Source organism: Paenibacillus dokdonensis, from assembly GCF_004916975.1.
GTDB lineage: Bacteria > Bacillota > Bacilli > Paenibacillales > Paenibacillaceae > Paenibacillus_AQ > Paenibacillus_AQ dokdonensis.
In genome coordinates this window covers 808913-822302 of record NZ_STGQ01000003.1, presented here as the reverse complement: position 1 = coordinate 822302, position 13390 = coordinate 808913, and the positions used below count along the sequence as shown (strand labels likewise).

The following is a 13390-nucleotide window of genomic DNA, read 5'->3' as shown; positions in this document are numbered from 1 at the left end:
GACTTAATTTCATAGATTCCTTTGAGGAACTAACTCCAAAATGAATCGGAGGTTATGAAATTGTCTACTCCTTCTATACAACATCAGGACTTTGCTCCTGAACTGCTGGAGCGGGTGATCGCCCGTGTAGGAACTGTGATGGTCGGCAAAGAAGCACAGATCCGGCTCGCGCTCATGTCTATGCTGTGCGGCGGACATATTCTGCTTGAAGATATGCCCGGTGTGGGCAAAACCATGCTTGTCCGTACGCTTGCTGCCTGCCTTGGAGCCAGCTTCGGCCGTATACAATTCACCTATGATTTGATGCCGGCGGATGTGACCGGAACCTCGGTGTACCGCCAGCACAGCGGCATTTTCGAATTCCGCCCGGGTCCGATGATGTCGAATCTGGTGCTGGCTGATGAGCTGAACCGTGCTTCGCCGCGGACACAATCGGCGCTGCTGGAAGCGATGGAGGAACGCAGAATTACCGTGGATGGCAGCACCTATCCGCTTCCACGCCCGTTCCTGCTCCTGGCAACCCAGAACCCGCTGCAATTTGAGGGAACCTACCGCCTTCCCGAAGCGCAGCTGGATCGATTCCTTATGCGAATTCAGCTCGGGTATCCCGAGCCGGATCAGGAGATGGAGCTCCTCTCGCGGATGCAGGGTGTACATCCACTTGAACGGATCAAGCCGGTTATGCTGGCAGAAGAAATGGAAAAAATGCAGCGTGAGGTGAAGGGGATCTTCGTGGATGATTCCATCAAGCTAATGCTCGTGCAGACTGCAGACGCTTCGAGACGCCATTCCAAGCTGCAGCTTGGAATGAGCCCGCGCGGAACGCTGGCCTGGATGCAAGCCTCGCAGGCAGCTGCCTATATGGCGGGACGGAGCTATGTCATTCCCGATGATATTAAGCATACGGCAGTTCCTGTCCTGGCGCACAGACTGCTGCTCAGTCATGAGGCAGTGCTTGGCGGCGTGCAAAGCGAGGATGTCGTGCTTGAGCTGTTGTCACGCCTGGTCATGCCGATGGCCCCCCGCAAAGGAGCAAGGATATGAAGAAGCGGCTTTCTGAGTGGACTGGTGGTGTTGTCGTGCTTGGCTTACTGGCTGCTCTGTACTTCTGGCATGGGGGAGCATCCGCGTTCTATATGCTTCTGCTTGCCGGACTTATTATCACTTCCGGAGTGTTGATGCAGGGGTTGGGTCCGCATCGTATTATCGTGAAACGTCATTTATCCGAGTCGGTCATATCGGCGGGGGATACCGCCGTTATGCAGGTGCAGGTGGAGTTCCGCTCTTTCCTCCCTGTCCCATGGCTTGCCGTAGAAGACTATTATACCGGGGGCAGCAGCCGGCAAATTCTTTTCCCGGGATTTCGGCGCAATTTGGCATACAGCTGTGAACTCCACAGTCTGCCGCGTGGAGTCTATTCCTTCGATGCCTGCCTGCTGGAATGGGGCGGGCTGTTCGGCTGGTTTAAAGGGGGGCGGATGCAGAGAGCGGAAGGACGTCTGCTCGTTCTTCCGAAGCCGCTCCCGATCGGAAACGCTTTGGAATTACCGACCGCTGTATCAAAAGCCGCGCAGCAGCCCATTAGGATGACAGAACAGAGGCATGGCACCAAAGGTCCTGAGGTCAGGGAGTACATACATTCTGACCCGCTGAGCCGTATTCATTGGAAAAGCTCCGCAAAGCGCGGTACTCTCCAAACGTATATGCCGGAGGATGAGCGGGATCCGTTTTGTCTGGTTATTCTGGATCGCTCGCTTCAAGGATATCTTTCACATAGTGACCCAGAGGAGACGCGGCAGGAGAAAGGGAAACAATCTTTTGAGAAGGCCGTATCGGCAGCCTCCGGAATTTTAGGTGAAATGATGCGGACAGGGGCAAGAGGCAGTCTTGTGTGCGGAGTACCGGACATGCCGGCTAACCGTTTGACGGCCACGGGCGGAGTGGAAGACAACAACCGCGACGCCTATACCCGCATGCTTGCATCATTGTCACCAGTTAATCTGGCCGAGGGACCGCAACTCTCGTCAATGCTGGTAGAAAGCACGAAGAAGATGGTACCTGGTACTCGTGTGATTATCGTTACCGGTATGTTGGACAAGCAGGTGGCCGATGCCGCCGGCAGATTGATGTCTCAAGGCATGCAGGTTGATTTCTACTGCACAGCAATATATGGGAATTTCAGGAGCCCGGATGAAAGTAAAAGGGCCAAACAAGCAGGTAGCGGTTCTTCTTTTGCCTTGGCGGTTCATTTATCCCGGATGGGGGCAGGGGTATTTGCGGTAAATCAGGAGCTCGCTGTAAGAATCGGCCTGGTAGATACGTCTTCTCAAGGGGAGGGGGCGGTCTAGATGGAGAATGGAAAAGATCCGCTTCTGTACCGGATATGGATTTCTCTGCCCTTAATGGGGTTATTCATGGAATGGCTTATACCATTAAAGCCCCTTAATGTAATGTCTGTCAGCATGGAATGGTTCGGAGCCATGTATGTATTTACCGGGCTTCTGCTTCTGCTCGGCGTGTTTTGCCTCAGGTGGATCTTATCGCTGCCGATTTATGGGATGTTCACGTTGGGTGTATGGGCATATGTCATTCGGCAGAGTGGGGAAGAGTTCGGATTCTTGTCCTCTCTCTCCTTGCTTTGGCGGGATGCGGGACTGCTCGTCTCGACCGGAGAGTTCTCTATGATGAGCCAGGAATCACGTATGCTGGTTCTCATGATCGGCTGGGCCCTGCTGGTCTATTCAGTTCAGTCACTGGCGCTGCTCCGGAGCAGCGTCCTGCTGTTCGCGGCAGCAACGCTGCTGTATTTGCTCTGCCTAGAAACACTGTTGAATCTTCCTGTATATGTTGACATTATACGTACCAGTGCATTGATTCTTATGCTGCAAGGGATGGTTCATCTCTCGCGGCTTAGAGAAAGCGGGAAATCACATGCGATTCCCAAATCGGTGTACAGTATATGGGGCTTCTCGCTCGCAGCAGCCGTACTCCTTCTGGTTGCAGGGGGCTGGGCTGGGGGGAGTTTGACGGAGCCGAAGCCTACTGCCCGTATCTCATTGCAGCAAGCTGCCGAGCGTATGGCGGACTGGGTAAGGACAGGTTACAACGGCGGTGAAGCAGAGGCGGTTACGGGATATAATTTATCCGGTGCAGAGGAAGATATGGGACTCCCACTCCATCAGGGAAACCGGATCTATTTTACGGCGGAAACCCCGGTTGCTACATACTGGCGCGGGGAAACCTTCAGCGAATATAACGGCAGAAAATGGTCGGAGCCTGACGGAGAAGTGGAGACGGGGTATGCACCTGGGGTAATTACAGGACAAGCGGAAAATACGGCTGCCGGACTCAAGACAATCACACAGCAAATTACATTTGAACAGCCGCTTCTACAAAGTTTCCCGCTGTTTGGCGGCGGCGTGGTTGCAGAAGTCTTGGACCTGCAGCTATCACCGGCGGGGACCGCCTTACCCGCGGCAATTGAGCGAAATAGCGAGGCGGGAACGGTAAAGGTGATGCTGGACAGGGGTCAGCCGCAGGTGGAAGGGTACACGGTAAAAGTGAATATCGCTGACCCAGATGCGAAGCGCCTAAGCAGTGAATCCGGTGCAGATCCTCAGGTAGTCCAAGCACGATATTTGCAGCTTCCGGGTGAACTCCCGCAGCGGGTGAAAAATCTGGCTGATGAGATTACGAAGAATGCTGTAAACCGCTACGAGCAGGTAGAGGCGGTGAAAGGTTATCTGGAGGAGCATGAAAGCTATACGCTGGAAACGAGAGTGCCGCCCGAAGGTCAGGACTTTGTGGATGATTTTCTGTTTGAGACCCATGCAGGATACTGCAACCATTTTTCAACCGCAATGACGATACTTCTTCGCAGTGAGGGCATACCTGCACGATATGTGAAGGGATTTGCACCAGGCAAGCAGGACTTGAGTCAGCCTGGACGTTATCAGGTCAGCGAAGGCGATGCGCATTCCTGGGTTGAGGTGTATTTTCCGGAATCGGGCTGGGTTCCTTTTGATCCTACTCCTGGATTTACGCTCTCCAGCGGCTTGTCACAGCCCACCTCTGCTTTGCATCAAATGTCCGCAGCTGGAAGTGATGTATTTAAGAAAATATCAGGCTTGGCTGTAAAAGGACTGTTCAACACAATGGATTTCATTTGGAGCAAGAAACTTATATTAGCAGCCATAGCGTTTCTGGCAGGTATAGTTGCACTTATGACCGTCCAGCTCATGCCGTGGCTTCGGTTCATGTCGGTCTGGCTCAGACTTCATGGAACACGGCAGCGATTTCCCGGCAGGGATGAGCTTCTGCGGAGCGCCCGCCCGGTTTGGGCAGCTTTAGCGCGCCGGTTTGGAGCTATGCCAACCGGCATTACGGTCAGAGAATATGTAAATGCCCTCCCCGTTGAAAAAGAAGATTTACGCATGCTGCTGTACGATTTTGCCGCCGATTGGGAAAGGATAGCATATGATGAAGGTCCAATGGACAGAGGGAGATGTATCGCTTACATGCGCCGTTGCTTGCGGATCTCCAAAAAAGTGGCATAAGCTTGCTGCCCCGGTTTTCTTGACGGTATGATTTAACGTTGCGTATAATTAATTTCAACAATTGAGGGAGGCACGTTATGAACAAGCCAAATGAAATCATCGTTGTCCTGGATTTCGGGGGACAATACAATCAACTTATTGCACGACGCATTCGCGATTTGGGAGTTTACAGCGAACTGCTGCCGTTTAATACACCGGTCGAGAAGATCCGCGAGCTTTCTCCGAAAGGTATCGTTTTTTCCGGAGGCCCTTCGAGCGTATATGCTGAGAACGCACCCCATGTGGATCCGGCGGTTTATGAACTGGGCGTGCCGATCTTCGGTATTTGCTACGGCATGCAGCTGATGGCTCAGCAGCTGAATGGTAAAGTAGAACGCGCATCGAAGCGCGAGTACGGTAAAGCGGATCTGGAATTCGCACCGAATACGACATTGACGAAAGGCCTGGAATCCAAGCAAACGGTATGGATGAGCCACGGGGATCATGTTGTGGAGCTGCCGGAAGGCTTTAAGCTGGATGCAGGCACGGAATCGGCTCCGATTGCGGCGATGAGCAACGCGGACAAGCAGCTTTATGCGGTTCAGTTCCATCCGGAAGTGCGCCACTCTGTAAACGGTAATGAAATGATCCGCAACTTCCTGTACGAAGTGTGCCATTGCGATGGCAACTGGACTATGGAAACCTTCATTGATGACGCAATTCGCGATATCCGTGATCAGGTTGGTGACCGTAAGGTACTGTGTGCACTGAGCGGCGGCGTGGATTCTTCCGTTGTGGCGATGCTGATTCACAAAGCGATCGGCGATCAGCTGACTTGTATGTTCATCGATCACGGTCTGCTGCGCAAGGGCGAAGCAGAGAGTGTTATGGAAACCTTCGTTGGCAAATTTGATATGAAGGTTGTCAAAATCGATGCGAGCGAACGTTTCCTCGGCAAGCTGGCCGGCGTAGAAGATCCTGAGAAAAAACGCAAAATCATCGGTAACGAGTTCATTTATGTATTCGATGAAGAATCTGCTAAATTTGATGACTTTGATTTCCTCGCTCAAGGTACGCTGTATACGGATATCGTAGAAAGCGGTACGGCTACGGCTCAAACGATCAAATCTCACCACAATGTGGGCGGATTGCCTGAAGACATGAAGTTCAAGCTTATCGAGCCTTTGAAAACCTTGTTCAAGGACGAAGTGCGCAAGGTCGGAGCAGAATGCGGTCTTCCGGAAGAAATCGTATGGCGTCAGCCATTCCCAGGCCCAGGACTTGCCATTCGTGTACTGGGTGAAGTAACTGAGGACAAGCTTACCATCGTACGCGACTCCGACTACATTTTGCGTGAAGAGATTGCCAAGGCTGGCCTCGACCGTGAAATCTGGCAGTACTTTACAGCCCTTCCGAACATGAAGAGTGTCGGCGTTATGGGAGATGCACGTACCTACTCCTACACCGTAGGTATCCGCGCTGTAACCTCCATCGACGGCATGACCGCCGACTGGGCGCGTATCCCTTGGGACGTGCTGGAGAAAATCTCGGTGCGTATCGTCAACGAAGTGGATAACGTTAACCGCATCGTGTATGATGTAACATCCAAACCGCCTGCAACGATTGAGTGGGAATAGAACTTAAGCAATAACTGTTGATACGAAATCCGTTTTCCTCTTGTGGAGGGGAACGGATTTTTTGGTACATCTGCACACAAAAAGGCTGCTCCTGCCGCAATATGCGCCAGCGCAGCCTCTTCTATGTAAATCGGCTCTGCTATCTATAACCTATTCTTCAGATCATCATTCCTTTTGTGAATTCTCAGCAACGGGATCTTCGCCAGGATATTCTCTTCCCTTAGCCTCATGCAGCTCCAGATTTTCATTGCCGAACCGGCGCGGGCTATGCTGCCCCTTCCGCCATGGCGAGCTTTTGCCAATGGACTCGGCTTCCAGATTTGAGCCATAAGGCCCTTCCGGGAACTCTTCTGGAACCAAATCATTGTGCTGCGACTGTACGGTGGAAACATCATTGTTTTCGAAACCGTTATCCGGTGTATGCATGCTTGGAGCACCTTCCCTTCTTTTAGAGTAATGTCTCCATTTCGTTGATTTTTATAATTTCATTCCTTATCTCTTTACGTATATCGTATATAATGAGTCTAAGTACCATCACTTCTGAGAGGGGGAAAGTTAAAGCGTGCAAACCATTGAATCGCTTGAAACACCTTGTATTCTGATTGATGAAAGGGTCGTGCTGCGCAATTTGGATAACATGGCGAACTGTGCCGCCCGCAACCAAGTAAAACTCCGTCCGCATATCAAAACGCATAAGATTCCGGAGTTTGCCTTGAGCCAGGTCGCAAAAGGGGCCTCTGGCATTACGGCTGCGAAGGTTGGAGAAGCCGAGATTATGGCTGAACACGGAATAAACGATATTTTTATTGCTTATCCGGTGGTATCTCCGGCCAAGATCAAGCGGATCATCGCGCTGGCCGAAAAAATCCATGTTATTGTTGGTGTGGAAAGTATTGAAGGAGCAAAAATTCTCTCCAGGGAAGCCATGAATGCGGGCGTCACGCTTTCCGTGAGACTCGAAGTAGATACAGGTCTTGCACGAACCGGAGTAGCGCCGGATAAAGCTGTTGAAATGGCGAAGGAGATCGCTGCACTGCCGGGGCTCGACTTAAGCGGTATTTTCACTTTTAAAGGAGCCGTCTTTGAAGGAGCAGGTACGCTGGATCTGGAAGCTGCGGGCCAAGAGGAAGGACGCATCATGGTTGAGACAGCTGACAAGCTGCGTGCCGGCGGCATTGCAATCCGCGACGTCAGTGTCGGCTCCACGCCTACAGCCCCGTATGCAGCCGCAGTCGAAGGCGTAACGGAAATACGTCCGGGAACCTATATCTTTTATGACCGTATGCTTGCCGTAATGGGAGCCTGCTCCAAGGAAGATTGGGCAGCGAGGGTTCGGGTCACTGTTGTAAGCGTTCCCGCTGAAGACCGGCTCGTTGTGGACGGTGGCAGCAAAACCTTCGCGACCGATGTACAACCGGGGCAGCATCCGCTGCATCTGAAGGGCTTTGGCGAGATTATAGGTTATCCTGATGCCGTATTCGAGAAAATGAATGAAGAGCATGGCATGATCCGCACGAGCGGTCCTCATGGCCTCCATGTCGGAGATATTCTTGAAATTGTACCGAATCATATTTGTCCTACAATTAACCTGCATAATGAAGTATATGTAACGCAAGAAGGCGTAATCCGGGCCGTACCTGTGTTGGCAAGAGGGAAGCTGGCCTAGGGAAGTGGGGGAGACCAACATGCTCGACATCATTATTGAAAATGGAAGACTTGTGGATGGAACGGGAAACCCATGGTATTTTGGACAACTCGGCATTAAGGACGGTATGATAACCCACGTGGGCAGAACCGATGATGAAGCGCTAGAGCGGATGGATGCAAAAGGGCAGGTGGTGGCACCTGGATTTATCGATGGGCACTGCCACTCCGATCTTCTGATTTTGGACCAGCCCGAAAGTGAGTTTAAAATGCAGCAGGGTGTGACGACAGAAGTCGTAGGCAACTGCGGTCTTGCTCCGGCACCTTATTTCAAAGACAGGGCTGCCGAGCTAAAGAGTTATATTGAGCCTGTGATAGGACGCACTGATTGGCCTTGGCCATGGGAGAACATCGAGGAGTATCTGCAGCATCTCGCAAAGTCACCCGCATCCGAAAATGTCTCCACGTATGTGGCACATGGCGCTCTGCGCATATCGGTGATGGGTTTTGCGAACCGTCCGGCTACGACGGAAGAGATGAACCGGATGAAACAGCTTCTGGAGAACGGGTTGAAGGCAGGCGCGATCGGCTTGTCCATCGGACTTCTCTATGCACCGGGCAGCTATACGCCAAAAGAAGAGCTCGCGGAATTATGCAAGGTGGTATCAGCATACGGTGGACTCTTCTCTACGCATATTCGCGGGGAGGGCAATAACCTGCTGGCATCGGTCCGTGAGGTCATCTGGATTGCGGAGCAAAGCGGCGTATCCCTGCATGTCAGCCATCTAAAGGCAGCGGGACGCATCAACTGGGGCCAAACCCAGGACGCGATTGAATTGATCGATGAGGCGAGAAGCCGGGGAATGGATGTTACCTGTGATGTGTATCCGTATTCCGCGGGGTCAACCACGCTTACAACCGTACTGCCGCCATGGGTGCTGGAGGGTGGCATCAATGCTACTCTAGAGAGGATTGCGGACCCGTCCATACGAAAAAAGATCAAGCAAGAGCTGCGGGAAGAGCAGACGACCTGGGATAACCTGGTTTGCTCCACGGGTTGGCAGAGCGTATTTGTTTCCTCCGTCCCATCTGCTGCGGGCAAACTGCTGGAAGGCAAGCATATTCAAGAGATCAGCGAATTATGGGGCATGGATCCGGAAGACACTGCTCTGGAACTGCTGGCTAGAGAACATGGACAGGTATCCATTGTCTATTTTCATATGTCGGAAGAGGATGTGCGTGAAGTCATCCGCTATGATTATTCCCTGATCGCATCGGACAGCCTGGGCTGTGTCACTGGCAAGCCGCATCCGCGTTCCTACGGTACATTCCCCAGATTGTTCGCGGAGTATGTCCGCAAGCACAAGATACTTACCCTGGAGCAGGCCGTACGCAAAGTGACCTCTTTTCCTACACAACGCTTCAAGCTAGGCAAAAGGGGTCTGCTTGTACCGGGCTATGCGGCAGATATCGTCATTTTTGATCCGGCGACGATCTCCGACACGGCTACCTACCAGGATCCGATCCGCTATCCTGAGGGGATTTCGGCGGTACTCGTTAATGGCCGCAAGACCATGGAGCAGCATCAGCACACTCATGAACGTCCCGGCGTATTTATTCCCGTGCAGCACTGCTGCCGTCATTAAAGAGGCTACGAGCCTAGAGATAACCCAATTTAAGGAGATGACTAATCATGGCTAAAATCGAAAAAGTTCTTGAAGAAAAAGGTATCATTCTAGAGAAGGTGCCCGTACCCGTGGCGGAATACGTTCCGGCCAAAACCGTAGGGAACCTGGTGTATACCTCCGGTAATGACTGCCGCATCAATGGTATTCTGAAATACACAGGTAAAGTGGGAAGTGATCTGACGGTTGAGCAGGGCTATGATGCTGCGCGGCAGGTCATGATCAATCTGATTTCGGTGCTCAAAGAACATCTGGGGGATCTGGACCGCGTAAAGCAGGTCGTTAAAATGCTGGCATTCGTTAATTCCGCAGACGGTTTTGTTGAGCAGCCGTATGTAATTAACGGGGCATCCGAGCTGTTGGTTGAGGTTTTTGGCGAAAAAGGCAAGCATGCGCGTTCGGCTATTTCAGCCAATGAATTGCCTTTTAATACACCGGTTGAGATTGAATTAATCGTAGAAATCGAATAGATCGGAATAAAATGCACTAATTCCGAACGTTAAGTATATCCATATGTTTGAATATTCGTTTTTTCTATTGACAATTTTCTTCTGTCTCCCTAGAATAAATGATGTGAGAAACGACAATAAATAAGATTTTTTTCGTATAATCCCGGGAATTGGCCTGGGAGTTTCTACGAGATCACCGTAATGATCTGGCTACGAAAAGAAGAGATGACGGATAACAAGTCTGTGCTTGGTACACCTTATTTAGTAGGGACATCTAAACGCATGCGCGAAATCCGGACGAACTCTCTTTCTTTTATGCATAATGCCTGCGGATCGATGACGGTCTGCGGGCTTTTTTGTCGTCCTGACTCAATTTTCTAAGGGGGATTCAGTAAAAATGGAGCGTTTCTTTAAGTTAAAGGAACACGGAACGAATGTAAGAACAGAGATTATTGCCGGCCTGACCACCTTTATGGCAATGGCGTACATCCTTTTCGTCAACGGATTGTTTCTAGGGGAAAATGGTGCAGGTATTCCGAACTCGGGCGTGTTTTTCGCCACAGCTGTCGGAGCGGGTCTGGTTACGATCCTCATGGGATTGTTTGTTAATATTCCAATTGCATTGGCACCAGGGATGGGGCTTAACGCTTACTTTATGACCGTGGTACTGAGCTCGAATGGTACGATTACATGGCAGGCTGCACTGGGTGCGGTATTTATCTCCGGTATCATTTTCATCATTCTGACTGTGACGAAGGTTCGTCAAATGCTGCTTGTGGCAGTTCCTCAAAACTTGAAAAGCGCCATTACGGTTGGTATCGGTTTGTTTATCGCCGTGGTTGGCTTCAAACTGAGCAATCTGATCTCCATTTCGGTGAATCCAGGTACGGATGCGAGCAAACCAATTGGCGGAGCAAGCTTCAACTTGATGCTTAGCGACTTCTTTTCACATAAAGATGCCCTTCTTGCCTTGATCGGTCTTTTGTTTATCGCGGTATTGATGGTGCTCCGTGTCAAAGGTGCTCTTCTGATCGGCATCGTGGTGACAACACTGATCGGTATTCCGATGGGAGTAACGGATCTTAGCGGACTTACTCATGCGAACTGGCTTCCTTCCTTCTCCAATCTGGCTGTAGGGCAGCTGGACCTGAAGGGTGCACTTCATATCGGTCTGTTTGATATCGTATTTATCTTTACTTTTGTTGAATTGTTCGACACTTTCGGTACATTGGTAGGTACAGCTACTCGTGCGGGTCTGATGAAAGACAAAGAGAAGAGTGAAAAAATGATCGGGAAAGCCATGCTCGTTGACGCGGTTGGCGTCAGTGCGGGCGCGGTTCTCGGTACAAGTACCGTGACTTCTTTTGTAGAAAGTGCTGCAGGGGTAGAAGCGGGTGGACGTACGGGTCTGACGGCAGTAACAACTGGCGTGTTGTTCATTCTGTCTCTGTTTATCGCTCCACTGGCACTGGTTGTTCCTTCGGCAGCTACAGCTCCGGCGCTAATTATTGTTGGTGTCCTGATGATGAGCCAGGTCCGCAACATTGAGTGGGATGATTTCTTTGCAGCCTTCCCTGCGTTCCTGACGATCGTCCTGATGCCTTTCACGGGTGGTATCGCCAACGGTATCTCCGCTGGTATCATCTCTTATGTGATTCTGGGGATCTTCTCTAACTTGGTGACCAAGCGCAAAGTTAAAATCCATTGGTTAATGTGGGTGCTCGCATTGATCGTTATCTTCCGTTTCGTTTTCCTGGGTACGGAATAAACTTATAATAGAAGAAGAAGGGTCGTATTTCTCTCCATAAGAGAGGAAGGCGGCCCTTTTGTTTATTGTAAGTAAAGATGGATAATGAATATGATCAACTTTTTTGATAAAAGTGTTGCATTATTTCTGGGCGCATGGTATATTCTAATTCCGGCCGAGAAAACACGATAAAGTGAGTTCTTAGCAAGCGAAAAGCTTCAAAAAAAGATTTTAAAAAAAGCTTGCATAAAACGGTCGAACACGTTATACTATAAAAGTTGTCGCCGAGAAACACTTCGGCGGTGAACGAAAGAATTTGATCTTTGAAAACTGAACAACGAGTGAGATAAGGCTTTGCTTGCAAAGCCGATCGCGAAGCAAATTGGTTCAAGCCTTCTGGCTGAATGATTTGCGGAGCATAAATGGGATTTTTAATCTCGTCAGTTTCAAAATGAGCAAATCCGCTCTTTCGAAGATGTTGATTGGAAATGATCGACTCAGCTGAGTTTGACCCATTTCCAATCGTTCGACCAAACGAAGTTTGGTCTTTCTTGGAGAGTTTGATCCTGGCTCAGGACGAACGCTGGCGGCGTGCCTAATACATGCAAGTCGAGCGGACTCTTACACTTCCTTCGGGAAGTGTTGGGGTTAGCGGCGGACGGGTGAGTAACACGTAGGCAACCTGCCTGTAAGACTGGGATAACTACCGGAAACGGTAGCTAATACCGGATAATTTATTTCTTCTCCTGGAGAGATAATGAAAGACGGAGCAATCTGTCACTTATAGATGGGCCTGCGGCGCATTAGCTAGTTGGTGGGGTAACGGCTCACCAAGGCGACGATGCGTAGCCGACCTGAGAGGGTGAACGGCCACACTGGGACTGAGACACGGCCCAGACTCCTACGGGAGGCAGCAGTAGGGAATCTTCCGCAATGGACGAAAGTCTGACGGAGCAACGCCGCGTGAGTGATGAAGGTTTTCGGATCGTAAAGCTCTGTTGCCAGGGAAGAACGTCCGGTAGAGTAACTGCTATCGGAGTGACGGTACCTGAGAAGAAAGCCCCGGCTAACTACGTGCCAGCAGCCGCGGTAATACGTAGGGGGCAAGCGTTGTCCGGAATTATTGGGCGTAAAGCGCGCGCAGGCGGCCATTTAAGTTTGGTGTTTAATCCCGGGGCTCAACTCCGGGTCGCACTGAAAACTGGGTGGCTTGAGTGCAGAAGAGGAGAGTGGAATTCCACGTGTAGCGGTGAAATGCGTAGATATGTGGAGGAACACCAGTGGCGAAGGCGACTCTCTGGGCTGTAACTGACGCTGAGGCGCGAAAGCGTGGGGAGCAAACAGGATTAGATACCCTGGTAGTCCACGCCGTAAACGATGAATGCTAGGTGTTAGGGGTTTCGATACCCTTGGTGCCGAAGTTAACACATTAAGCATTCCGCCTGGGGAGTACGGTCGCAAGACTGAAACTCAAAGGAATTGACGGGGACCCGCACAAGCAGTGGAGTATGTGGTTTAATTCGAAGCAACGCGAAGAACCTTACCAAGTCTTGACATCCCTCTGAATCCTCTAGAGATAGAGGCGGCCTTCGGGACAGAGGTGACAGGTGGTGCATGGTTGTCGTCAGCTCGTGTCGTGAGATGTTGGGTTAAGTCCCGCAACGAGCGCAACCCTTGATTTTAGTTGCCAGCA

General features: G+C 50.9%; 9 protein-coding genes, 1 riboswitch and 2 other annotated features (1 of these 12 only partly in view). Of the genes, 8 read left to right on the top strand and 1 reads right to left on the bottom strand.

What is annotated here, in order from left to right; translation table 11 throughout:
* Positions 1–54: 54 nt before the first annotated feature.
* The 4 genes from E6W40_RS27950 to guaA all read left to right on the top strand — a co-directional run bounded on the left by E6W40_RS27950 (position 55) and on the right by guaA (position 6172).
* Positions 55–1044 (top strand): AAA family ATPase, encoded by a 990-nt coding sequence (locus E6W40_RS27950; protein WP_211147096.1) that lies wholly within the window; start codon positions 55–57, stop codon positions 1042–1044.
* Positions 1041–2348: a DUF58 domain-containing protein gene (locus E6W40_RS27945; RefSeq protein ID WP_136608834.1), complete on the top strand. Its 1308-nt coding sequence runs from the start codon at positions 1041–1043 to the stop codon at positions 2346–2348. The genes E6W40_RS27950 and E6W40_RS27945 overlap by 4 nt, the downstream gene beginning before the upstream one ends.
* Entirely contained in the window at positions 2349–4556 is a 2208-nt protein-coding gene (locus E6W40_RS27940) for a transglutaminase-like domain-containing protein (protein ID WP_136608833.1), read from the top strand.
* 77 nt (positions 4557–4633) lie between these two features.
* A complete protein-coding gene (gene guaA / locus E6W40_RS27935) occupies positions 4634–6172 on the top strand; it encodes a glutamine-hydrolyzing GMP synthase (protein ID WP_136608832.1) in 1539 nt (512 codons plus the stop codon).
* Positions 6173–6337: 165 nt separating this feature from the next.
* Here guaA and E6W40_RS27930 read toward each other — a convergent pair whose 3' ends face one another.
* A complete protein-coding gene (locus E6W40_RS27930; RefSeq protein WP_136608831.1) occupies positions 6338–6598 on the bottom strand; it encodes a hypothetical protein in 261 nt (86 codons plus the stop codon).
* A gap of 136 nt (positions 6599–6734) precedes the next feature.
* Here E6W40_RS27930 and E6W40_RS27925 point away from each other — a divergent pair, with 136 nt between their 5' ends.
* The 4 genes from E6W40_RS27925 to E6W40_RS27910 all read left to right on the top strand — a co-directional run bounded on the left by E6W40_RS27925 (position 6735) and on the right by E6W40_RS27910 (position 11718).
* Positions 6735–7838 (top strand): alanine racemase, encoded by a 1104-nt coding sequence (locus tag E6W40_RS27925; protein WP_246073225.1) that lies wholly within the window; start codon positions 6735–6737, stop codon positions 7836–7838.
* 19 nt (positions 7839–7857) lie between these two features.
* Positions 7858–9462: an N-acyl-D-amino-acid deacylase family protein gene (locus E6W40_RS27920; protein ID WP_136608830.1), complete on the top strand. Its 1605-nt coding sequence runs from the start codon at positions 7858–7860 to the stop codon at positions 9460–9462.
* 47 nt (positions 9463–9509) lie between these two features.
* Positions 9510–9971 carry a RidA family protein gene (locus E6W40_RS27915; RefSeq protein WP_136608829.1) on the top strand — a complete coding sequence of 154 codons (462 nt, stop codon included), beginning with the start codon at positions 9510–9512 and terminating at the stop codon, positions 9969–9971.
* Positions 9972–10083: 112 nt separating this feature from the next.
* Positions 10084–10183, top strand: a riboswitch (purine riboswitch).
* Positions 10184–10347: 164 nt separating this feature from the next.
* Positions 10348–11718, top strand: a complete 1371-nt coding sequence (locus E6W40_RS27910) for an NCS2 family permease (protein ID WP_136608828.1) — start codon at positions 10348–10350, stop codon at positions 11716–11718.
* 535 nt (positions 11719–12253) lie between these two features.
* Positions 12254–13140, top strand: a sequence feature (16S ribosomal RNA rRNA prediction is too short).
* A gap of 76 nt (positions 13141–13216) precedes the next feature.
* Positions 13217–13390: a sequence feature (16S ribosomal RNA rRNA prediction is too short), on the top strand; it runs 76 nt beyond the window's last position.